Source organism: Enterococcus sp. JM9B (assembly GCF_009933265.1).
Classification (GTDB): domain Bacteria; phylum Bacillota; class Bacilli; order Lactobacillales; family Enterococcaceae; genus Enterococcus_C; species Enterococcus_C songbeiensis.
Genome location: NZ_MAEK01000003.1, coordinates 226,085 through 246,513 on the forward strand (window position 1 = coordinate 226,085; position 20,429 = coordinate 246,513).

Genomic DNA, 20,429 nt, shown 5'->3' on the forward strand with positions numbered 1-20,429 from the left:
AAAGAATCGTCCCTGACAGTGGGATGATTCTTTTTCTATCGATTGATTGAACGGGCAACTCGATTGATCGTATGACGCATCCCCCGAATAGCTACCGACATTTCAAAAATATTTTCAGTGGGTGCCATGCCACCATACCCAGCATCACCGATATGTTGAATATCTACCCCGCAGGTTTTATTGATGATCGCCATTTGTCGTAACGTTTCCGGACGTGCGCTTTCCTGACTGGTTCCGATTGCAGTCATCGTTAACAGATTACGCGCTTTCGCAAAACGAACCGCTTCCACAAGGTCTTGTTCTAAAAAGCCTTGGATTGTACCAACAGAAGGTAAAAGTAAGATATCTGTCCCCGCTTCGGCATAAGCCTCAATCGCTTCTTTGGAGACCACTGGTTCATCTGCACCAGCACTGTGCATCTTACCAGCAATAACTAAACCGGAAAAGTTTGCTTTCGCAATTTTTACTGCCTTAGCAATCTCCGCATTGGTCACACCAGTTCCCGGATTTCCAGTGAAGCAAATAAAATCAAGCCCCAATTCTTCTGCTTTTTGAATTGTTTCTTTTGATGCTGCTCGACCTTGGCTGATTGAGATTTTTTCACTCAGCATATCCGTTGTATCGGCGATTGGTTCAAGATTGATTCCCACTGGTCGACCAATCAATTCCTTCAAACGAGGAATCGGATTTACAATCGTTCCATCCGGTTGTAGGGCTTCTTCTCCCTGCCCTGGCATCCCGGCAATATACGGATGAAAACAGTCAAAAGCATTCAATAAAAGCAAGTCTGCACCAAATGCTGCCGCTACTTCGGCGTTAGTGATATCATCTGCTTGCGGTTGTGAAACAACCACATTCTCCGCCAAAAGTACTCGACCTTCACTTGCCTTGATCGATTGTTTTAATTCCTGAGCATCCATTAATGCCACTTCGCTATAATTTGCGCTGATTAGGCGTTTTACCATGTTTTTTCTCCTCTACTCATTAAATTTATTTGATTTCTAGTCATTTCTATGCTAAAAAATCGTGCATTACCAAGTTGATACTGGTACTAAAGAAGAAGACAACTCCACAAAAAAGAAAGCCTTGAAAAAACAAGGCTTTCTGAAGGGGCAACGTCCTTGACTGGAATTGAACCAGCGACCTGTCGCTTAGGAGGCGACTGCTCTATCCTACTGAGCTACAAGGACAAGTCACTTCATTTTAGCCTTATCTTTTCTTCTATGCAAGCTACTTTCAACTTTTTGTGTGTTTCATTTGTCATCTTTTACAAAATGAAGATAAGTGCTTAAAAATAATCCTCTAAAATCGGTTTTTGCGAAGGCAAAATCTCTTGAACAGCAGACAGTGCCTGCGCATCTCCAGAAATCAGTCCATGAAACGCCAACCTCTCCGCAGATTGGTATCCCATAAATAATTGGGTGAAGTGCTGAATCGATGCTGTTATTCGCGGCAAGGAAGTCGTCGCTGTTTTGGTGACTGTCGTTTGTCGCTTCTCAAGACTCACTTCATATATTCCATCGTTCCAAGGTGCATAGGTATCCCCTTGAATTTCAACAGCAAAATCTGTTGTTAGATTTTTTAAAAATGGATAATCCACCAAAAAGTCAGCGACATTTACAACTCGTGCCATCATTTCAGGACGAACACTGACTTTCTCAATCGGTGCATTGGCTAAAAATTGTTGGTTGTCACCGCCAAATCCTTCTTCATAAAAAATTGTCTGCACTGAGCCGTTATGAGAGGCAATCAATCGGTTTAATCCCCGGTAGGCTTCCCCAGTCAGGTAAGACCATTCATAGGCGACAAATTTTCCGCCCTCCACTTGATAGATAAGATAGCCTTCCACTTCATTTTGAGTATTTTTATAAAGGGCATAGGTAAAATCTTTTCGTAATGGAAATTTGAAGGTCAACCACCAATCGGCGCGTAGAACGCCTCCACGATGATGCTTGGGAATTTGTTGATACACGTCTTTAATCGCTTCTTTTGCATCCTCCCAGGAAACCCGCTCCACATGCCCAGATACTTTTTTGCTATCTGGCCATTGAGCCGCAGGTACTTCATAGGCAATTCGCTCGAATGTCAATTCGTACCCATATCGACGATAAAATGGATAGGAAAATGGTGCCAAATAGGATAAAACCACACCGCGATCGTTGCAGTCTTTCAAGAGTTGCTTCATGATTCGATCAATCCGTCCTTGACTGCGGTATTCAGGATAAGAAGCCACAAAGCCGATGCCCGCCATCTTATACTGCTGTCCAAAAAAGTCAACCGTGAAAGGTGTTGCCATTACTTGACTTGCTAAAGCACCACGATCATCAAAGGAACCATAATTCCATGAATTTTTCGTCAGCATATCAAAGCGCTTGAGATTTCGTTCTGAAAGCTCCCATTGAAATGCATATGCAACTAAAGCCAGCATCTCTTTTGTATAAAGGGTGCCCATTTCTTTTACATCTGTCATACTCTGTCCTCCAAATAAAAAAGGCGTCAACCGACCCCTTTTTAATATGATTCTTCAATCATTTCCAGCATTTTTTTGAATTGGCGCCGTTTAAAGAACATCAAGATTGTTCCCAGCAGCATATCGTTTAACCGCTGAAGAATGCCAAAAGATTCCATCGTCTCTGTATATTCCACTTTACAGGATTTATCATCTAATTGATCTACTTGATAACGAGCAACAAATTCATTTCGTGTCGTAGATGTTTTAAATTGATAGGATTGATTTTCAACGACTTCTTCAATCTTGATTTTTGCACGACTGGACTGAGAAAATTCTTTCACATATTCAAAATCTTTTAGTTGTTTTCTCGTCAAGCTTTTACCGGTTGCTTTTCTGACATCAAACAGAACCGAATCCATCACCTTATCATAAAAGAAACTGGCAGGGATATTTAATGTTTTGACGACTTTCATCCTTGTTTACCCCCGTTTTGTCCTTCTGATTTTTTCTTCCCTTTGAAAAAAATATACGCTCCCAGGGCGACTAAAGCCACGCCTGTTGCTAAACTAAGAACATCTAGCTGCATATTGCCCGGCTTCATGCTGAATAAGATAATCAAAAAACCGATACTGCATAAAAACAAACCATTTCTTTCCATCTTCAATCATCCTATCTCTTAATTAAACTGCTACTGATTGGAAATAAAGTACTGTGCCCCAAGGCTGTGCTTTGATCAATTCTTTGGCTTTTTTAGCCGCTGCTTCTTGATCTTCTCCGGTTGTTTCAAAAAACATCTTAATTCCTTGTTTTTCCTTAAAAGTAAAAGAAAGTCCATCCTCATTGTAACCTTCCAAAAGTTCTTTGATTGCGTCTTGTTGCATTGCGCTTGCGATACTAATCATTGTGCATTCCTCCTATATAAATCTATTCTCCCACAAAACCTATCTATTTTTCAAGTAAAAGAAAGAACTGCTCCCACCTCGTTGGAAGCGACAGCAGTTCTTCGGATAAACCGTTGATTATTCTCCAGCAGCTACATCGATCTTGTTTGCAGAGATAACGAATGGTGCCCAGATGAAGAAGGTAACAATCATACATACCAATGTAACGATCGGTGCTCTCCAGTCTGCCCCTGTTGCCAAGAATGAAAGAAGTAGTGGCGGAACAACCCAGGTTACTTGTTGTGAAACCGGTGCAACTAAACCAAAGTATGTTGCTAACCAACCGATTGTTGTTGCGACAACTGGTGCAACCAAGAATGGAATAAACATGATTGCATTCAATACGATTGGTAAACCAAACATAACTGGTTCATTGATGTTGAACAAGCCAGGTCCAATTGACAGTTTAGCAACTGTCAAGTAGTCTGCACGTTTTGAGAAGAGCAAGATAGCGATCAGCAATGTGATCGTACCACCAGATCCACCAAACCATGCAAAGGCATCAAAGGAACCACGTACCCACATGTACGCCTTGCCGTCTTCGATTGCTTCTAAAACTCCGGCCGTACCAGTTTTACCATTGTATCCTTTTTGGAAAACGTCAATATTTACTAATTGTGCTTGGCCCCAAATACCTTCTAAAACGGGTGCCAAAACGTTAGGTCCATGAATACCGAAGAACCAGAACAGTTGAACGAATACGGTAACGATCAATACAGCTCCGATACCTTGAGAAAGCCCCAAGAATGGTTCAGCGATATATTTTTGTACCAAGTCGATGATCAATTGACCATCTGTTAATTTACCAACGACAAAGTTGATGATTGCAACAACATACAATGCCAATGTTGCAGGAACGATTGCTGCAAAGGCTTTGGATACTGCTGGTGGTACAGAATCAGGCATTTTGATTGTGATATCAGCCAACATTAATTTACAGAAAATAATTACTGAAATAGCGCCCATGATCATAACAGTGAAGTAAGCATTTGCATTTAAGTGGTTCAGGTTCAGCCAACCCCAACCAGTTGCTGTTAATCCTTCTGCTGTTGCAGACCAGCCTGTATCAGCAGAACTCGCATTGATAGAATCAACCAATTCTGGAGAAACAGTTGTTGCCAATGTGTTTGTATAAGAGAAGGCAATCCCTTGAACCAAGGTTGCCAAACCTACGATCCCACCGGCTAAATCATTGACGCCATAAGCACGTGCCAAATTATAACCCCATGAGAAGGCAAACACCAAACCGGCGATTGCTAAAGTACCATTCCAAACAAATCCATTGACTCCGATGATTTCGCGAATCACTGGAATTGTGTTACCATCATAACTTGGCCAAAATTGTGGTGGTAAATCACGAATAATTGCATTGATCATTACGGCGATCGAGCCGGCCATTGTTGCTGGCATTGTCCCAATAAATGCATCACGTAGCGCGACTAAGTGCTTTTGAGCACCAATTTTAGCGGCTACTGGAAGGATGTGTTTCTCCATCCAACTTGTTAATCCGTTCATTTCATTTCCTCCTATAAGTTCTATTTATATAAAGAAAGGAACTTCTTCATACCTTTTTTCAAAGAGCTGTTCAAAACTATCCGTTCAAAGAAAATTTTGATTAAGAGTGATTTATTTTTCGTCTAAACGGCGATATAAATCAATAATTTCTTTTGCAAGATCCGTAAAAGCAATTGCGGTCATTAAGTGGTCTTGACTGTGAACAGTCAACAGTGTCACCGTAATATGATTTCCTTGTGCTTCTTGTGTCAGCATGTTGGTTTGTGAATGGTGTGCTTCAACTAGAGAAGCTTCTGCATCAACGATTTTTTGATCAGCTAGTTCAAAGTCGCCTTTTTTTGCAGCTTGGATCGCTTCCATTGCATCACTTTTCGCATTTCCTCCATACATGATTAAACCCATAATTGCTTCTAAATTTTGTTGTTCCTCCACTTAACTGTCCTCCAAATTCTTTTTATCCGGTATGAACTATTTTTCGTCCATCAGTTTTTCTGCTTGCGCAAGTACCTTTTCACCATTCATCATGCCATAATCAGACATATTGATAACGTCAAAAGGAATTCCTTTTGGTGCAAGTTTTTGCTCGAATTGTGCTTTCATAAAACGAACTTGAGGACCTAACAATAAAACATCCACGTTTTTCGCTTCTAGATTGTTATCTGCATCAGAAGCAGCTACCGCAAAAATATCGGCATCCATTCCTTTTGCTTCCGCAGCTTTTTGCATTTTGGTAACCAATAAACTGGTACTCATTCCTGCAGAACAAACTAACATAATCGTTTTCTTTGCCATTTTTTTCACCTCTCTTTCTTTACACTTAACTATAATGCAAAAAGCATGCCAAAAATTAAGAAAGAGTAAAAGCTGATGATGATAGCGTTTTACTCTTTCTTTTATTTGCACACTAGCCTAAATTTATCTTACACACTAAATTTGTGTGTAATTTTGTAATCGCTTTTTATCTTATTTTCTAAAAACATCTGTGTAATAAAGGCAACTTCATCCTCAGGAATATTAATTTGGTATTCTTTTTCCAACGACATCAAATTGGTACGAATCGAATCATTTTCAAGTCGATACTTTTTCTGGAACTCAGAAAGGTTCTGAAACACCCGTGTCCTTTCGCCTTTAATCAAGCCTTCAATCAGAAACGCCAAATGCATAATCAGACCCGCATCAACACTGGGTTCTACTACCAAATGAAGCTGACCTTGAATTTGATGAACGATACGTTGCAGCAAACGAATCAATTGGGTAAGCGAAGGAACATGAATCAAGGTATCCTTCAAGGTCTGAACGATTTTCTCCACCGGAATTTCTTCACTGACGATGCGTTTCAACACATTGAGTCGTTCGTCATCAAACACTTCATAAGCAGAAAAGAAAGGAATGTTTTGATAATCTACTTCAACGGTTCCGGCAATTGCTTTGATTTCATATTCCTCCATTAAAGAATCAATATGCTTGATGAAGGCTTCCCGTTCAATAAATTGCATTTGAATAATATCCACTTTTGACTGGTCGATTACCGGAACAATTCGTTGATAAAGCTTTGCAGCTACCCCTTCTCCAGTAAAGCACGTAACGACAACCGCTTTTTTTACTTCTTTTCGGTCGTGTTTTTCTTTGAATTGTTCACGAATGATATTTTCAAATGACAACTGAATGTTTTGATAGATATCTTCCAAGCTTCGACCATTTGCTGCCATCCGCAAAGCTTCAATCACAATCATTGTACTGGTCATCGAAATCGCCTTAGTACGAACCCCGGTTTCTTCAAACACCAGATTGGCAAAAGAATTCAGCGAGCCCATATCGGTCAATAGCAACACGCCGTTTGATAAGCGGCCTTTGTTTTGTCGCACATGAGTCAATAGTTGTTCATACATCGCTTGAACCTCGGTATCCAAATGCATGTTCATCGCAATTCCGTTAGTCATACCTAATAGCTCCTGAGCCGTGTTCAACATACTGGAGGCCGTTGCATTGCCGTGCATCAAGACGATAATTTCCACCAGATTTTCTGGCGTTTTTTCGCTATTGCCGACTTGGATTGAAAGAAACATACTGATAAAACCGATTTCATCAAAGGGAATCTCAATATCCCATTCTTCTTCAATAATACTGGAAAGATCCAAAGCGATTTGAAATTCTCTTTTAAGATTTTTACGAATGGTATTTAAATCAGGATGGACAATAGTATGTCCTTCCTTCAACCGTTCAATCGTACTTTGTAAATGCAGGGCAAAAGCAAAACGAGCTTTTTCATTGTAAGTCCGCTCCAATTTTTCTTCTGCAATATCATACAAGCGATTGGTCATCAACCAGATTTTCTCCGGCAATAGTTCTTTGTGTACAGTATTTTGGGTCAATTCCTCCACGTAAGTCTCAAAATAAGCGTCCACATCTCGAGAAATCAATTTTTCCAAGTCAACACTGGCAACTCCGGTTTCACTTAGAGAAGTAACTTTCTCTTCAATGTCATTGTAGACCTGCATGTTTCGTTCGGGATCTTGAGACCAAACAACTTCAGCTTCCCCAGGTTCAAAACTTAGATAATTTCCTTTTCCCTCCAAGAAACTATCCAACCGATCCGAAATGTCTCGCATTTTTAGCAAACCCTTTTGGACTTGCAAAGAACAATCCTGTTTATGAATTAACAGACTTTTTTCATTATGAGTTCGATAATGAAGAAAGGCTTTGGCACAAACCAGTTTTAAATCACGTTTGACTTGACCAATGTTACCTTCTGCATCATAAAGCATGAAGGCAATGATTGCTTCTTTTTCCACTTCGATTCGCTGATTCAAACGATTGGCTTCTTGTTTGATAAATAAGGTAATAATTTCATAGCGTTCATCCAATGAGCGTCCGGCTAAACTGGGCAACGTGATCGACATTGGGATTCGTCGATTGAAGGTTGTCAAGAAAGATTCTGAGGATTCTGTCGTAGCACCAATGATTTGGACTGAAGCTTCATAAGTTTTGGCACTTTCCCCTAAAGGTCGATAAGTTCCCTTATCAATAAAGGTGAACAGCATTTCCTGTCCTTCTGGTGGCAAACGGTGGATTTCATCCAGGAATAAAATTCCGCCGTCTGCTTTTTCTAGCAACCCCGGCGCATCTTCAGCCGCCCCGGTGTAAGCCCCTTTTTTTATACCAAAAATATGCCCAAATAAAAGCTGCGGATTTTGAGCATAATCTGCACAGTTAAAAGAAACAAAAGGAGCATCTCGTTTTACCACGTGTGATTTTACCGCAAAATGATACATACATTCAGCAAAAAGGGATTTCCCGGTACCCGTTTCACCAAAAATAATCGTGTGGAGTCCACGAGGGGGATACAAAATCGCCGCCTTTGCTTGCTGGATTGTCATTTTCAATGAACCATTTTTTCCCACTAAATTATCAAAAGTCACTTCTGAGGAGGTATCCACATGGACTTGTTCTTCTACTTCATTTATTTCGTAAACCACAGGTCGACCGGAATGTTTGCTGATTTTGCCTTCTTTAGCCAGTTCATTCAAATAACGGCTAGCGTTTGTGCGATCGATGTTCAGCAGTTCTGCAATCTGCAGCGCCGTCGTTCCTTGTTTGTGCATTTCTAAAGTATGCAAAATTTCTTCTTTTCGAGAATTCATAAGTATCTCCTTCGATCGAATAAAAAGCATTTTTTCCCTTTAATGGTAACACAAAAAGGCGCTCATTTGCGCCTTTTTCCTTTGTCTTTTTGTGATTTTCGTTTTTTATGAAGCGATTTCTTACGTTTTTCTTGCGTCGTCGCTATTTTTTCGTGAATCTCTAATTTTTTGGCAAAAACCGTTGGTGCTTTCTTTGGTTTTTCTGTTTGACTAATCGGTGGGGTTGTTTGTAACGCACCCCCATGAAGAAAAATTTCTTCTATGGTAAGGCCCAACTCCTTAGCCAAACGTTGCAGATCTCGCATTTGATTGTCTTGAAGGATAGTGATTACCGTTCCCGTTTTCCCCATACGCCCTACTCGCCCGGCACGATGGAGATAGCTTTCTTTTGTTAGAGGTACTTCGGCATTGATCACAAAAGGCAAATCTGTAATATCCAATCCTCTAGCAGCAAGATCTGTTGTCAATAATTCAACGATTTTTCCTTCTCGAAAGGAGCCCAATGCTAATTTGCGGCTTTGTTTGGATTGATCAGAAGCAAGAGAAGCCACTGGCACCCCGTGATACAACAATTTTTCTTCAGCGTTGCCCATCTCTGTCAGTTGATTGAAAAAAATCAATCCCCGAAAGGAATCGAGGTAAGCCAAACGACGCAGTGCATCCACACGTTTTCTTCCGGGATAACGCAAGAAGTAATGGTGGATTACGCCTTTACTGTCATCTTCTTTAGTCACATCGATTACTGTTGGTACTTGATCAATCAGCGTCGCAATTTCAGTGATAGCTGCATCCGCTGTTGCTGAAAAGAAAGCCAGTTGTGTTTCTTTTTGCAGTTGTTTAACGATTTCGGTCACTAATTCTGTACTGCCTTTTTGCAGCATTTGATCTGCTTCATCCAAAACAACCGCCCGCAACAAATGACTTTTTAGTTTTCGTGCCTTCATCAATTCAATGACTCTGCCAGGTGTGCCAATCAAAACTTCCGGCTTTTCCTTCAACTTTTCGATTTGCCGTTTGACATTTGCTCCGCCAATCAAAGATTGAACCCGTAAATCGATATCCTTTGCCCAAATATTGGCAACATCTGTAACCTGTACAGCCAATTCTTGAGAGGAGGTCAGAATTAATAGTTGGTTGCCATTGCCTTTTTCAACGTTTAGTAAAAGCGGCAATAAATAGGCGAGCGTTTTCCCAGAACCGGTGGGAGAAATTCCGACGATGGTTTCGTGGTTCTTTAATGGAGCAAAAACTTGTTGCTGGATTTTTGTCGGTTCTTGAAAGGCTTGATCAGTCCATCTTTTTTGCCAAGCTTCTGGTAATTCTTCTCTATTCATTCACTAACTTCCTACTCTTTTTTGTCAGCGGCAAATTCGATTCCTGCCTCTTGACGCATATGATAAATAACTTTATTAACATTGCGGGACAACTCGACCCATTCTTGGTAAAGTGCACCTTGCATTTTATCTTCTGGGTGTTGGATTACTTTTGCAAAGTCGGCTGCCTCTTCAACCATAGGATTTTCCTTAGCTGTCAGATCCAGTTTTACGATTTCCTTTTGGTTGCGATCATGAAACTCTGCTGCGTCAAAAGCATTGATGCCACTCATTACCAAGGTACCATTATCTAGATAAATTTCAGAGGGCAAATAAGAGTCGGCAATTTTCCCTTGTTGAATAGTTACATCAAATAAATCGTACCGCAAAATAGTCGTGCCGATTCCGTCTACTTCGGTGGCAATTTTCCGAGCAAAATAATGCATGGATTCAGGCATTCCAAACCAGCCCATTGCAGCATACAGCGGATAAATTCCCAGATCCATGATGGACCCGCCGGAAAAACGTGGAGAAAAAATGTTCGGTTCCTGTCCGTCTAAAACGGCATCGTAACGGGAGGAATATTTCATATAGGTAAAGTTTGCTCCAATGATATGATCTTTTACTGGTAAAAATTCAGCAATTTTTTTATAGCTTTCTTCGTGGATGTTACGAGCGGCTTCAAAGAAAAAGACCCGTTGCTGATTTGCCAGTTCAATGATCTCGTCCATTTCTGCCGGTGTGGAAAATGCCGGCTTCTCAACAATTATATTTTTTCCTGCCAAAATCGCCTGCTTGGCCTGTTCAAAATGCAGACCGTTTGGTGAAGCAATATAGACAGTATCCATATGAGCCAATCCAAAAAATGTTGTTAAATCCGTTGCATACTCTACCTCGCCATACCTTGCACCAAATTCTTGTGCAGATGACAGTCTCCGTGAATAAACAGCAACCAGCTGATAGCTTTTCGTAGCATGAGCTGCCTCAACAAATTGATGTGTAATCCATCCTGTACCAATAACGCCTAAATGAATCATCTTTCTCCCCCTCTTTTAATTTGGATCGATGAAAGGATAATCCAATTCAAAAGGAATCGCCTCTTTCACCGTCACAGTATTTGGTTCTACGATACAATTATACGCTAAAACTTGCACGCCGTCTGCCATAGCCTGTAAAAACTCATTTCGCAGCTCTTCTTGCATGGCTGTATGGATCGTTGCAAGCTGAACTCCTTCAAATTGAATAATAAACAAGACGTAGCTTCGGTAGCCTTCCTTTATTGCATCTGCCAGTTCATGTACATGTTTTTTCCCTCGCAGGGTTGGAGCATCAGGAAAAGCCCCGATTCGCAGGTTCTCCAAGGTCATTCCCTTTACTTCAATAAATACTTTTTCTCCAAGAGTGGTTTCCAGTGCCAAATCAAATTTGGAGTTTTCAAAACGGACTTCCCGTTTTAAAAGAGTGACCTCACCTGCCAGTCCGGGTAAAATAATTTTTCCATCCAATATCCCTTCGTATGCCAAACGATTAGGCAATTGACTGTCGATGTTGAACCATGCATTTTTCTTTTTGACTGCAATCAGATCATAGCTGGTTTTTCGGGTGGGGGCTGGACAGTGTTGCAAAGCGACCACTGCTCCCGGCAGCAACACTTCTTTTCCCCGTCCGGTATTTTTTACATGAACCACCACAAGTTCGCCGGTTTCCAAGCGACAATGAGCAATAAAACGATTTACTCGCTCAATAAATGCTGCTAAAATGACATCTTTGTATTCCATTTTTTCACCTACCATCTGTATCCTATCACACACAAAGTTAAGTTTCTAAAAATTCAAACTTAAGTCTGAGTCTTTTCGACTTTTTTCATGTTATACTACGTCTGTACTTTGAAGAAGGGATGTGAAGCGAATGAAAAAACATTTTCCGTTGGTGATCGGAGCATCTTTGCTCACAGGATTGGCGGGTTCTATCTTGTTGCGAAAAAAGCAGTCCGTCCATTCTGAAAATTATCGCCGGTTCATAGGAGAATGGCAATACAAAAAGGGACGTACTGGAAATCCGATAGCTGTAACAGTGACGGACAAGTATCAGCTCCTTTTTCAAGATCAGTTGGAACCAACGACTTTAGTCGAATTGACTCCTTCTCGATTGGTTTTATTGGATAAATTAGGCTACCATATTATTTTTGAAGAAAAAAACAATCAGTTGACCTTTTATGACGAAACCGAAGATAAAACATTCTCCCTCACTCCCATTAACAAAAAAAGTTAGGATAACAAAGCTAATTTATTAGTAGGAACAGGAAAAACTTGTTATACTAAAGTAGGAAGAAGAATTTCAGCACAATTAGATAAAATTTTGATAGAAAGAAGGTCATGCATATGTTTGCTCCATTAGCTACGCTTTTAACGATCTTTAGTTTGATGGCCTTATTAGCCATTTCGTTAGTTGCCGTTTACAAATACGTAGAAGAAGATCAACGGATGGAAAAAGTTCCCGTACGGATAAAAGATCAACACCATCGCTAATTGTACTTTATGTTATCACTGACGAAGTTTTGGCTTCGTCTTTTTTTTGCGGAAAATTTGTCAATTAGCGCCAGATTCACGGTGAAAAAACAGTGATTTTCATCATTTTTCTTAAATCAGCGGTTTTCTTGCCTTCTGATATTGAAACTAAGGATATACTTTGCTAAACTTTTGACTTAGATTGTATTAACAAAGGAGACTATTCATGTCAAAAAAAATTCGTACCCTCTTTGCCCTCGTATTCAGTTTGATCCTGTTGGTAAGTATCACACCTATACGCGCAAATGCTGCTGAATCAGATTTTCAAGTAGATGCTAAAGCAGCCATCTCAGTGGATTATGAAACCGGCAAAATTTTGTATAATCAAAATGCTGACACACCGCTGGGCATTGCTTCAATCACCAAAATCATCGGACTGTATTTAGTTGAAGAACAAGTCAAAGAAGGTAAATTGGCTTGGGATGATACGGTGGAAATTTCTGATTATGCAGAAGAATTAAGTGTTACCCCGGATTTGTCTAATGTTCCGTTACATAAAGAAAATCAATACACTGTCAAAGAGTTGTTCGATTCTGCGGTTATTCAATCAGCAAATGCATCAATGGTAGCTCTTGCTGAAAAAATTTCCGGCAGTGAATCAAAATTTGTTGATTTAATGAAAGAAAAACTAAAAAGTTGGGGCATCACGGATGCAGTCCTCGTCAATGCTTCGGGATTGAACAATAGCTACTTAGGAGAGCATCTTTATCCGGGTTCAAGTGCAGATGCAGAAAACACACTTTCTGCCAAAGATGTTGCTATCGTTGCCCGCCACTTATTGATTGATTTTCCCGATTTCTTGGAAGTATCAAAAACAACCACCAAAATGTTTGGTGAAAATACCCAATCTCCTGTTGAAATGGTCAATTGGAATTGGATGCTACCGGGTTTCATCAATGCCAAAGAGGGTGTTGACGGATTGAAAACCGGAACAACAGAACTAGCGGGTGCTTGTTTCGTGGGTACAATGGAAAAAGATGGCCGACGAGTTATTACCGTTGTGTTAAACGTTGCTGGTCATGAGGAAAATCCCAGCGTTCGTTTCATTGAAACGGGAAAATTGATGGACTATTCTTTTGAAAACTGGTCGTTAGAAGAGGTTTCAACTGCTGATGCAACCATTCCTGATCAAAAAACGATTGCAGTGACAGATGGCAAAGAGTTGAAAGCACCAATTGTCTTGAAAGATTCGGTAAAAGCGTGGGTGCGCAAAGATATGGATCAGACTCAAACCACGATCCAGCCAACCTTTGATAAAAAATTGGTAGATAAAGAAACGATCACAGCTCCTGTTGCCAAAGATCAAACGATTGGAACGGCAACCCTTCAATTAACTCAAGATACGCTTGGGTATTTAGATGATGCGCAGTTGCCAACAACTGACATCATCGTTAACAGCAATGTCGAAAAAGCGAATTTCTTCGTATTGACTGGTCGAAAAATCGCAACATTTTTCTCAAATCTTTTTTAAACTAAGTATCATTAATAAACAATAATCCCGAAGAATCTTATGATTCTTCGGGATTATTGTTTATTTTCTTTCTTCGGTTTGCTGTGAATATGCAACAGGAAAATATAGTTCAACTTCCCCATCTTCAAACTCCGGTAGGTAATGTTCTTGAATTGCCGCTGACAAAATCGCCTGCTCTTTAGGTAAAATCACCGCCAACATTTCTTCGGTCATACTGGCAAGATTTTCACTGTTGGTTTTGACAACGAGATAACTCATCGCCGGCATTTCCCATTTCTGCCAACCTTCCGGTACCGGTGTCGCTGCGGGAACAGCGATTCCAGCTAAGTACCTGCCTACTTCATTCCAAGGGGCTAACCAGACTTCTTCATCACTCATCAAGCCCCATAAATGAATGCTTGCCGGTTCTGTTGCCACCTCTTCTGCCACTTCAATGATTTTTTCGTTTACAATTTCCCATAAAGGCGGTACCCATGATGAACCATCTTGCGCAAGCCCTTTTCCTTCTTTGCCAATTACCGTAAATGCCGGTAAATTGACACGCCTTACTTCACCAATCGTCATGCGTTTTCCTCCTCGTCTTTCTTCCATTGTACCGGAAAATTATTTTTTTCGACAAATATTCGCTATTTTGAGCATTTTTTTGTGTTTTTCGTTATACTATCACTTGTTAGGAGTTGAAAAAATGAATTTTATACAAGAAATTAGTTATATCCTTGTCTTTAGTATCGGAAATTGGCTGACGGTTCTTTGGCGCAAACGCAAAGATGATCCGGATACTCTCTTTTTTTGCAGTCTCTGGTCTTTTATCAGCTTATTTGTTTATTTAGCAATTATCGAATTGCAGACGGGCACTTTCTATATTTTGCTGCCGCTCACTTTTCTGGGGATTTTTCTTTTCTCCTATTTTAAAGAAAAACGCAGATTGCTGAATGGTTGGCTGTTCAACATCTTTCTGCTTTCTTTCGGCTTTTATTTAGTATTCAATATTCTTCAAACTCAGAATCTGTTGGTGGGGGGATTATTGGCGATTATTTTGGTTGCTGCCTTATTGATTGGTATTTTTGGAATCTACGGACTACTGATTTTTTTGTATTGGAATGCCATTGTAGTATTAAAAAAAGAGTCTCACTCTCTAGCAAATTTGTTGACGTTATTGCTGGCAATTGGATTAACAATCGTCTTGCTTTTCAATTGGTTCGTGGTGCAAACCCTACCGAATTGGTTAGCCATTCTTCTCGCTTATCTACCAGTTGCCGGAACCTACTTTTTTATCGTATTTTATAATTTCTTGACAATTTCAGTGATCTACCAATTTAATCATCCTCGTTACGATCAAGATTATATCATCGTTTTGGGTGCCGGATTGATTGATGGCCAGCGAGTTTCTCCTTTATTGGCGCAACGTATTGATAAAGCCATCGAATTTTACCGTTTACAGTTGCGGGCAACTGGCAAAGAATTGCGCCTGATCATGTCTGGCGGTCAAGGAGCAGATGAAAAGATCCCGGAAGCAATCGCTATGAAAACTTACGCACTATCACAAGGAATCCCGGAACAACAAATTTTAGTAGAAACCAATTCCACCACGACTTTAGAAAATATGACATTTTCTAAAGAGATTATCCAGCAACAAACCGGCGGAAGCAAAGCACTTTTTTCTTCAAATAATTACCATATTTTTCGGGCGGGTATCTATGCTCGTTGGGCAAATCTAAAAGCTGACGGTATCGGTGCACCAACTGCTTTTTACTATTTGCCAAACGCTTTTTTACGAGAATATATTGCCATCATCATGCTGAATAAAAAACGCCATTTGCTTATTGCTGGTGGAATTGCACTGTTCTTTCTTTTCATCATGTTGTTGTCATTTTTTGTTCGCTGATAAAAAGGCGCTGATCCTCGGATCGGCGCCTTTTTTAATCAAATTTGAAAAATGAAACTCTTTTTGGTAACTGTTGCAAAAAGAATTCCAGCGTAGGTCCAAGTAAAAATAAAACCAATAAAGTGCCGATGCCGATTGTCCCCCCTAATAAGAAGCCGACGATCATGAAAAAGCCATCCAACAAAATCCGGGCAGTTCGAACCGAGAGATGAAATTGATTCTTTACCACCATCATCAAACATTCATAGGCGCCTGATCCCATATTAGTCAATAAATAAAGGGCTGTGCCAAGCGCAAAAAGAATAGGTCCGGCGATAACCGCTAAATAATGAGTTCCTTCCGGTAAATGCTGCGCCTTTCCCAGCCAATCAAAAAGGTTAAGAAACAAGCCGATACCAAAACTATTGATTAAGCTGGCTAAACCAATCAATTCTTTGTTACGAAAAAAAACGATGACTAAAATTAGGCTATTGATAAGTAAACTGACTGTTCCAAATTGAACCGGCAAATGATGGATTACTCCAAGAATAAACGTGCTGAGTGCATCTGCCCCCAACTGGCTCAAAACGATCAGCCGAATGCCAAGTGCCACTAAAAATGTGCCGACGATAGTCAATAATATTCTGGTGCTCAAACGATTATGTATGGTTAAATTTTTCATAGCTTCCTCATTTTCATTTTTTTATCCCTTTTTCAGTCACAAGGCAAAAAAAGGGCGGAACAAATCGGCGTTGCGATCCGTTCCGTCACTACTATACAGATTGTTTTTTTGGAAACCAACGATGCCATTTTGTCAAAACATTTTGGGTAAACGGCTCTGAAGCTTCCTTGATTGCGCAATATTTGTCTACCATCGTAACGATATAACTTTCTTTGTAACGAGGTGGAGCGATTGTTGCTCCCCACATATGCTTAAGAATGATATCTCGTTCTAAATCAGATAATTCTGTGATTTTTTCGGCATTTTTGACTGCGATCCGAGGATGCATGTAGGCATGGGAGCCTTCATCAAATTTTGTTGTGCGCCAATCATAGTAAAACAGGTCATGCAATAATCCAGCTCGAGCCGTTGCCCGCGCATCGCCGCCCCATTTTTTTGCTAATTTAAAACTATTATAGGAAACACTGATTGAGTGCTCCAAACGTGTCGAATTCATATGTTGTGTAAACTTGGCTAATTTTTTCACTTCTTCAGTTTCTAATAAATCCTGAACATAAGACATATATTCTGCATCAGCTTGCCATTTTTCTGTCATGCGTTACACTAGCCACCTTTGAAAAATACTTTTTTACTACGTGAGACGAGTATAACACCCTGTTTATAGATATTCTATCTTTTTTGAAGCCGTTTACGTAAATTTTAACAGTTCTTAAACAACGGCTTCCGCAAATCGATACATCAAAATTCCAGCAGCTACGCCAACATTCAAGGATTCTGCTTGTCCATAAATCGGAATATACAGATTTTGATCCGTCATCTGCAGAAATTCTGCCGCTACGCCCTGCCCTTCATTACCAAGAATCAACGCACAATTTTTTGTTGGAACAGCCTTGCGATAATCAACGGCATCCTTGTTTAATTCCGTTCCAAAAACTTTACCTCCTTGTTTTTGAAACTGTTGGATACTTTCACTGAGCTCTGCCCGTAAAATCGGCAAATGAAAATTACTTCCCTGCATACTCCGCAAAACCTTTGTACTGTAAATATCGGCAGTTCCTTTTCCCAAAATGACCCCAGAAAATCCGGCAGCATCGGCAGTACGAATCATCGTACCAACGTTTCCAGGATCTTGGACATTGTCCAACAATAGCCAGGCACCAGAAAAGTCGACAGCAGTCGGTTCTATTTTTTTAACCACAGCAATGATCCCCTGAGGCGTAGGCAAATCAGATAAAGCAGCCAAAACCTCCTCGGAAACATAGTACTCCTCTACAGCACTTTGCTCATCCAACCAAGTTTGCCATTCCTGTTTTCCCCGGTCGTCAACAAAAATCATTTCAATCGATTGTTGCTTGGACGCTTCCTCGACTAAATGAAATCCTTCAATCAAATAACGCTTCTGCTGATCCCGATATTTTTTTTGATGCAGTTTTTTCAACTGCTTAATCGTTTCATTTTTTGTAGAATGGATCTCTTTCACGTTCTTCACCTCGCTTCATTATACCATGCCTTTCAGGAACACTCTACTTGTTGAAAAAATTAAAAAACGCTATCATTAAGATAACGAAATGAGAAAGGATGAGCACAAGATGCGCAAACTTCGAATGAATGTGCAAGGCACTGTCCAAGGGGTAGGCTTTCGCTACACGACAAAAATTTTAGCAGATCGTTTAGGAATCACCGGTGCTGTTTGGAATGAGGCAGACGGTTCTGTTGGCATTGAAGCGGTTGGAGAAGAAGAAACGATGGAGGAATTTATTCGAGAAATCAAAGATTCCCCTTCCCCAGTCGGTCGCGTAACCTACGTCGACATTACAGAAGACCCATTAATTAAAGAAAGAAACAAATTTGCCGTCAAATATCGCTGACGTATTTAAGCAGGACTTCTTGAATTTTTTATGAACTACATTGAAATCACTTCCTTTTTTTAGTATAGTTACTTTTGTGTAAATTTATTTATGAAGAGGAAGAAGTACATGACAAAAATGAAAAACTGGCTGGTTGGGTCCGGCTTGCTCGCACTACTGCTCACGCTTTCTGGCTGTGTCAGTCTCGATAAAGATGGAAATCCGGATAAGTCAGGCATGGTCTATCGTATTTTGGTAGAACCGCTTGGAAACTTTATTCAATATCTGGTCAATAATTTTAACTGGTCCTATGGTTGGGCGATCATTATCGTTACGATCATCGTTCGAGTGATCATTCTGCCTCTTGGTATCCATCAATCCAAACAGACAATGATCCAATCGGAAAAAATGCAATTTATCAAACCACAAGTCACTGCTGCACAGAAAAAATTAAAAGAAGCAACGACCCGGGAAGAACAAATGGCAGCCCAAATGGAAATGCAGGCTGTTTATAAAGAAAACGGCGTCAGCATGACCGGTGGAATCGGTTGTCTGCCCCTCTTGATCCAAATGCCGATTTTCTCTGCTTTGTATTATACAGCCCGTTATACGGAAGGAATTCGTGAATCTGTTTTCTATGGTATCAATTTGGGTGAAGCAAGTATCGTTCTTGTGGCTATCGCCGGAATCTCTTATTTGATTCAAGGATACATTTCCCAAATCGGAATTCCTGAGGAACAAAAGAAAACCATGCGTACCATGCTGATTGTCTCTCCATTGATGATCGTGTTTATGTCCTTCAGCGCACCAGCCGGAGTGACTCTTTACTGGGTAGTCGGTGGGGTCTTCAGCTGTATCCAAACCTACATCACGAATGTCATCATGAAACCAAGAATCAGAGAGCAAATCGCAGAAGAAATGAAAGCAAATCCTCCTAAAACGGTAGTTACTCCTCCTAAAAAGGATGTCACTCCTGTTGAGACGCCTAAAAAAATTGAAAAAAATCGTAATGTACAAGGGCGCAATGCCAACAAGCAACAACGGAAACCCAAATAAATAATTCTTTTTTCCACGCCGGCTTCCAGTTGCGGCGTGGTTTTTTCTCTGTACAAAATTTTCTGAAGGTCTTGTTTCTTCCTATAACTTCCCCTATAGTTATTTTAAGAGGTGATTCTAGGTGCTCCATGCGTATTTGAATATTTTTGCTATCTTTGCTTTAATGTTTTTAGGTTACTGGCTTTCTTTTAAACAATGGTTCTCCAACCGTAGTGCAGATGTTTTTTCTAAACTGGTTTTAAATTTAGCACTGCCCTTCAACATGTTTTTGACTATTACCGCTAATTTTTCTAAAGAAGAATTTCTGAACTTATTCAGCGGAATGATTATTCCCATCCTTTCAATGTTTATGACCTTCTTTTTAAGCCAGCTTTATCGAAAAATCTGGCCGACAAAAGAGGGGCGCGGCGGAACATTTACGACGATGTTTACTTGTTCCAACACGATTTTTATCGGTCTGCCAATCAACTTAGCAATTTTTGGTGAGGAAGCAGTGCCTTTTGTTCTATTGTATTATATCGTTAACACAACGATTTTTTGGACAATCGGTGTCTACGAAATCGCTCAAGACAATCCTGAAATCCACCAAGTAAAAGTGTCCTTTCACCCACTGGTGGTTTTGAAAAAAGTTTTTTCTCCAGCTTTATTAGGATTTTTAATCGGAATTGGCTGGATGATGGCAAGTTTTCCAGTACCGGAATTTATTGCTACTTTTGGCGGTTATCTGGCAGATTTGACTACCCCTTTATCCATGTTCGTCATCGGAATCATCGTGTATTTCAGCGGATTGAAAAATTTAAAGATCAATCGCGATGTTATCGGCGTTTTGCTGGGGCGTTTCTTTTTCTCCCCTTTGATTGTTTGGCTGCTAGGACAGTTCATCCACGTACCGCCATTGATGTTGGCTGTGTTTATCATCCAATCCTCCATGCCGGTCCAAAACTCTGTCACGATCCTCACACGTGCCTATCACGGGGACGAAGAGTTTGCCGCTTCCAGTCTCGGATATTCTGTGTTGATCTATATGTTGTACATTCCGATTTTATTGAAATTGATTTTATGACGCAAAAAAGCAGGACG

23 protein-coding genes and 1 tRNA gene are annotated in these 20,429 nt (G+C 40.3%); 7 read left to right on the forward strand and 17 right to left on the reverse strand.

Annotation, left to right across the window (positions count from 1 at the left end):
• Window positions 1–35: 35 nt before the first annotated feature.
• The 13 genes from BAU16_RS01440 to sfsA form a co-directional block, all read right to left on the reverse strand.
• On the reverse strand, window positions 36–965 hold the full coding sequence (locus BAU16_RS01440) for a DUF7916 family protein (RefSeq protein ID WP_161526265.1): 930 nt from the start codon (window positions 963–965) through the stop codon (window positions 36–38).
• A 151-nt stretch (window positions 966–1,116) separates the two neighbouring features.
• Window positions 1,117–1,190, reverse strand: a tRNA-Arg gene (locus BAU16_RS01445).
• Between the two features lie 98 nt (window positions 1,191–1,288).
• A complete protein-coding gene (locus BAU16_RS01450; protein WP_161526266.1) occupies window positions 1,289–2,470 on the reverse strand; it encodes a GNAT family N-acetyltransferase in 1,182 nt (393 codons plus the stop codon).
• 41 nt (window positions 2,471–2,511) lie between these two features.
• Window positions 2,512–2,925 carry a DUF3284 domain-containing protein gene (locus tag BAU16_RS01455; RefSeq protein WP_048604976.1) on the reverse strand — a complete coding sequence of 138 codons (414 nt, stop codon included), beginning with the start codon at window positions 2,923–2,925 and terminating at the stop codon, window positions 2,512–2,514.
• Entirely contained in the window at window positions 2,922–3,116 is a 195-nt protein-coding gene (locus tag BAU16_RS01460) for a DUF3188 domain-containing protein (protein ID WP_371851521.1), read from the reverse strand. The genes BAU16_RS01455 and BAU16_RS01460 overlap by 4 nt, the downstream gene beginning before the upstream one ends.
• A gap of 16 nt (window positions 3,117–3,132) precedes the next feature.
• Window positions 3,133–3,354 carry a hypothetical protein gene (locus tag BAU16_RS01465; protein WP_048604974.1) on the reverse strand — a complete coding sequence of 74 codons (222 nt, stop codon included), beginning with the start codon at window positions 3,352–3,354 and terminating at the stop codon, window positions 3,133–3,135.
• 117 nt (window positions 3,355–3,471) lie between these two features.
• A complete protein-coding gene (locus BAU16_RS01470; protein WP_161526267.1) occupies window positions 3,472–4,908 on the reverse strand; it encodes a PTS sugar transporter subunit IIC in 1,437 nt (478 codons plus the stop codon).
• A 111-nt stretch (window positions 4,909–5,019) separates the two neighbouring features.
• Complete coding sequence (locus tag BAU16_RS01475; protein ID WP_048604972.1) at window positions 5,020–5,340, reverse strand: PTS lactose/cellobiose transporter subunit IIA; 321 nt, start codon at window positions 5,338–5,340, stop codon at window positions 5,020–5,022.
• Window positions 5,341–5,376: 36 nt separating this feature from the next.
• Window positions 5,377–5,700, reverse strand: coding sequence for a PTS sugar transporter subunit IIB (locus BAU16_RS01480; RefSeq protein ID WP_048604971.1), 324 nt, complete (start codon window positions 5,698–5,700; stop codon window positions 5,377–5,379).
• Window positions 5,701–5,828: 128 nt separating this feature from the next.
• Window positions 5,829–8,549, reverse strand: coding sequence for a sigma 54-interacting transcriptional regulator (locus BAU16_RS01485; RefSeq protein ID WP_137605890.1), 2,721 nt, complete (start codon window positions 8,547–8,549; stop codon window positions 5,829–5,831).
• A gap of 62 nt (window positions 8,550–8,611) precedes the next feature.
• Window positions 8,612–9,883 (reverse strand): DEAD/DEAH box helicase, encoded by a 1,272-nt coding sequence (locus BAU16_RS01490; protein WP_161526268.1) that lies wholly within the window; start codon window positions 9,881–9,883, stop codon window positions 8,612–8,614.
• 11 nt (window positions 9,884–9,894) lie between these two features.
• Entirely contained in the window at window positions 9,895–10,899 is a 1,005-nt protein-coding gene (locus tag BAU16_RS01495) for a Gfo/Idh/MocA family protein (RefSeq protein WP_161526269.1), read from the reverse strand.
• Between the two features lie 15 nt (window positions 10,900–10,914).
• The gene (gene sfsA, locus BAU16_RS01500) at window positions 10,915–11,640 is read right to left on the reverse strand and encodes a DNA/RNA nuclease SfsA (protein ID WP_161526270.1); all 726 of its coding nucleotides are present in this window, start codon (window positions 11,638–11,640) and stop codon (window positions 10,915–10,917) included.
• Between the two features lie 130 nt (window positions 11,641–11,770).
• Between sfsA and BAU16_RS01505 the strand changes: the two genes are divergently transcribed.
• From BAU16_RS01505 to BAU16_RS01510, 3 genes are all read left to right on the forward strand, one after another.
• Entirely contained in the window at window positions 11,771–12,133 is a 363-nt protein-coding gene (locus BAU16_RS01505; RefSeq protein ID WP_048604967.1) for a DUF4828 domain-containing protein, read from the forward strand.
• A gap of 110 nt (window positions 12,134–12,243) precedes the next feature.
• On the forward strand, window positions 12,244–12,390 hold the full coding sequence (locus BAU16_RS13515) for a hypothetical protein (protein WP_171000836.1): 147 nt from the start codon (window positions 12,244–12,246) through the stop codon (window positions 12,388–12,390).
• Window positions 12,391–12,595: 205 nt separating this feature from the next.
• Complete coding sequence (locus BAU16_RS01510) at window positions 12,596–13,900, forward strand: serine hydrolase (protein WP_161526271.1); 1,305 nt, start codon at window positions 12,596–12,598, stop codon at window positions 13,898–13,900.
• A gap of 60 nt (window positions 13,901–13,960) precedes the next feature.
• Here the strand turns inward: BAU16_RS01510 and BAU16_RS01515 are convergent, their stop codons facing one another.
• Window positions 13,961–14,464 (reverse strand): GyrI-like domain-containing protein, encoded by a 504-nt coding sequence (locus BAU16_RS01515; RefSeq protein ID WP_161526272.1) that lies wholly within the window; start codon window positions 14,462–14,464, stop codon window positions 13,961–13,963.
• Between the two features lie 121 nt (window positions 14,465–14,585).
• On the opposite strand from BAU16_RS01515, the gene BAU16_RS01520 reads away from it, so the two are divergent.
• A complete protein-coding gene (locus tag BAU16_RS01520) occupies window positions 14,586–15,785 on the forward strand; it encodes a YdcF family protein (RefSeq protein WP_161526273.1) in 1,200 nt (399 codons plus the stop codon).
• Window positions 15,786–15,819: 34 nt separating this feature from the next.
• Here BAU16_RS01520 and BAU16_RS01525 read toward each other — a convergent pair whose 3' ends face one another.
• From BAU16_RS01525 to BAU16_RS01535, 3 genes are all read right to left on the reverse strand, one after another.
• Window positions 15,820–16,446 (reverse strand): YczE/YyaS/YitT family protein, encoded by a 627-nt coding sequence (locus BAU16_RS01525; RefSeq protein ID WP_048604963.1) that lies wholly within the window; start codon window positions 16,444–16,446, stop codon window positions 15,820–15,822.
• A gap of 91 nt (window positions 16,447–16,537) precedes the next feature.
• Window positions 16,538–17,041 carry an HD domain-containing protein gene (locus tag BAU16_RS01530; RefSeq protein WP_048604962.1) on the reverse strand — a complete coding sequence of 168 codons (504 nt, stop codon included), beginning with the start codon at window positions 17,039–17,041 and terminating at the stop codon, window positions 16,538–16,540.
• Between the two features lie 114 nt (window positions 17,042–17,155).
• Window positions 17,156–17,926, reverse strand: a complete 771-nt coding sequence (locus tag BAU16_RS01535; protein WP_161526274.1) for a TrmH family RNA methyltransferase — start codon at window positions 17,924–17,926, stop codon at window positions 17,156–17,158.
• Window positions 17,927–18,035: 109 nt separating this feature from the next.
• Between BAU16_RS01535 and BAU16_RS01540 the strand changes: the two genes are divergently transcribed.
• The 3 genes from BAU16_RS01540 (at window position 18,036) to BAU16_RS01550 (ending at window position 20,412) form a co-directional block, all read left to right on the forward strand.
• A complete protein-coding gene (locus BAU16_RS01540; RefSeq protein WP_048604960.1) occupies window positions 18,036–18,314 on the forward strand; it encodes an acylphosphatase in 279 nt (92 codons plus the stop codon).
• 108 nt (window positions 18,315–18,422) lie between these two features.
• Window positions 18,423–19,349: a membrane protein insertase YidC gene (yidC, locus tag BAU16_RS01545; protein WP_048604959.1), complete on the forward strand. Its 927-nt coding sequence runs from the start codon at window positions 18,423–18,425 to the stop codon at window positions 19,347–19,349.
• Window positions 19,350–19,470: 121 nt separating this feature from the next.
• Window positions 19,471–20,412, forward strand: coding sequence for an AEC family transporter (locus BAU16_RS01550; RefSeq protein WP_161526275.1), 942 nt, complete (start codon window positions 19,471–19,473; stop codon window positions 20,410–20,412).
• Window positions 20,413–20,429: the final 17 nt, after the last annotated feature.

What these genes read in the sequence shown, in the direction of transcription:
- BAU16_RS01440 (WP_161526265.1), bottom strand. Translation starts at nt 965, where the DNA reads ATGGTAAAACGCCTAATCAGCGCAAATTATAGCGAAGTGGCATTAATG.
- BAU16_RS01450 (WP_161526266.1), bottom strand. Translation starts at nt 2,470, where the DNA reads ATGACAGATGTAAAAGAAATGGGCACCCTTTATACAAAAGAGATGCTG.
- BAU16_RS01455 (WP_048604976.1), bottom strand. Translation starts at nt 2,925, where the DNA reads ATGAAAGTCGTCAAAACATTAAATATCCCTGCCAGTTTCTTTTATGAT.
- BAU16_RS01465 (WP_048604974.1), bottom strand. Translation starts at nt 3,354, where the DNA reads ATGATTAGTATCGCAAGCGCAATGCAACAAGACGCAATCAAAGAACTT.
- BAU16_RS01470 (WP_161526267.1), bottom strand. Translation starts at nt 4,908, where the DNA reads ATGAACGGATTAACAAGTTGGATGGAGAAACACATCCTTCCAGTAGCC.
- BAU16_RS01480 (WP_048604971.1), bottom strand. Translation starts at nt 5,700, where the DNA reads ATGGCAAAGAAAACGATTATGTTAGTTTGTTCTGCAGGAATGAGTACC.
- BAU16_RS01485 (WP_137605890.1), bottom strand. Translation starts at nt 8,549, where the DNA reads ATGAATTCTCGAAAAGAAGAAATTTTGCATACTTTAGAAATGCACAAA.
- BAU16_RS01490 (WP_161526268.1), bottom strand. Translation starts at nt 9,883, where the DNA reads ATGAATAGAGAAGAATTACCAGAAGCTTGGCAAAAAAGATGGACTGAT.
- BAU16_RS01495 (WP_161526269.1), bottom strand. Translation starts at nt 10,899, where the DNA reads ATGATTCATTTAGGCGTTATTGGTACAGGATGGATTACACATCAATTT.
- sfsA (WP_161526270.1), bottom strand. Translation starts at nt 11,640, where the DNA reads ATGGAATACAAAGATGTCATTTTAGCAGCATTTATTGAGCGAGTAAAT.
- BAU16_RS01505 (WP_048604967.1), top strand. Translation starts at nt 11,771, where the DNA reads ATGAAAAAACATTTTCCGTTGGTGATCGGAGCATCTTTGCTCACAGGA.
- BAU16_RS13515 (WP_171000836.1), top strand. Translation starts at nt 12,244, where the DNA reads ATGTTTGCTCCATTAGCTACGCTTTTAACGATCTTTAGTTTGATGGCC.
- BAU16_RS01510 (WP_161526271.1), top strand. Translation starts at nt 12,596, where the DNA reads ATGTCAAAAAAAATTCGTACCCTCTTTGCCCTCGTATTCAGTTTGATC.
- BAU16_RS01515 (WP_161526272.1), bottom strand. Translation starts at nt 14,464, where the DNA reads ATGACGATTGGTGAAGTAAGGCGTGTCAATTTACCGGCATTTACGGTA.
- BAU16_RS01520 (WP_161526273.1), top strand. Translation starts at nt 14,586, where the DNA reads ATGAATTTTATACAAGAAATTAGTTATATCCTTGTCTTTAGTATCGGA.
- BAU16_RS01525 (WP_048604963.1), bottom strand. Translation starts at nt 16,446, where the DNA reads ATGAAAAATTTAACCATACATAATCGTTTGAGCACCAGAATATTATTG.
- BAU16_RS01530 (WP_048604962.1), bottom strand. Translation starts at nt 17,041, where the DNA reads ATGACAGAAAAATGGCAAGCTGATGCAGAATATATGTCTTATGTTCAG.
- BAU16_RS01540 (WP_048604960.1), top strand. Translation starts at nt 18,036, where the DNA reads ATGCGCAAACTTCGAATGAATGTGCAAGGCACTGTCCAAGGGGTAGGC.
- yidC (WP_048604959.1), top strand. Translation starts at nt 18,423, where the DNA reads ATGACAAAAATGAAAAACTGGCTGGTTGGGTCCGGCTTGCTCGCACTA.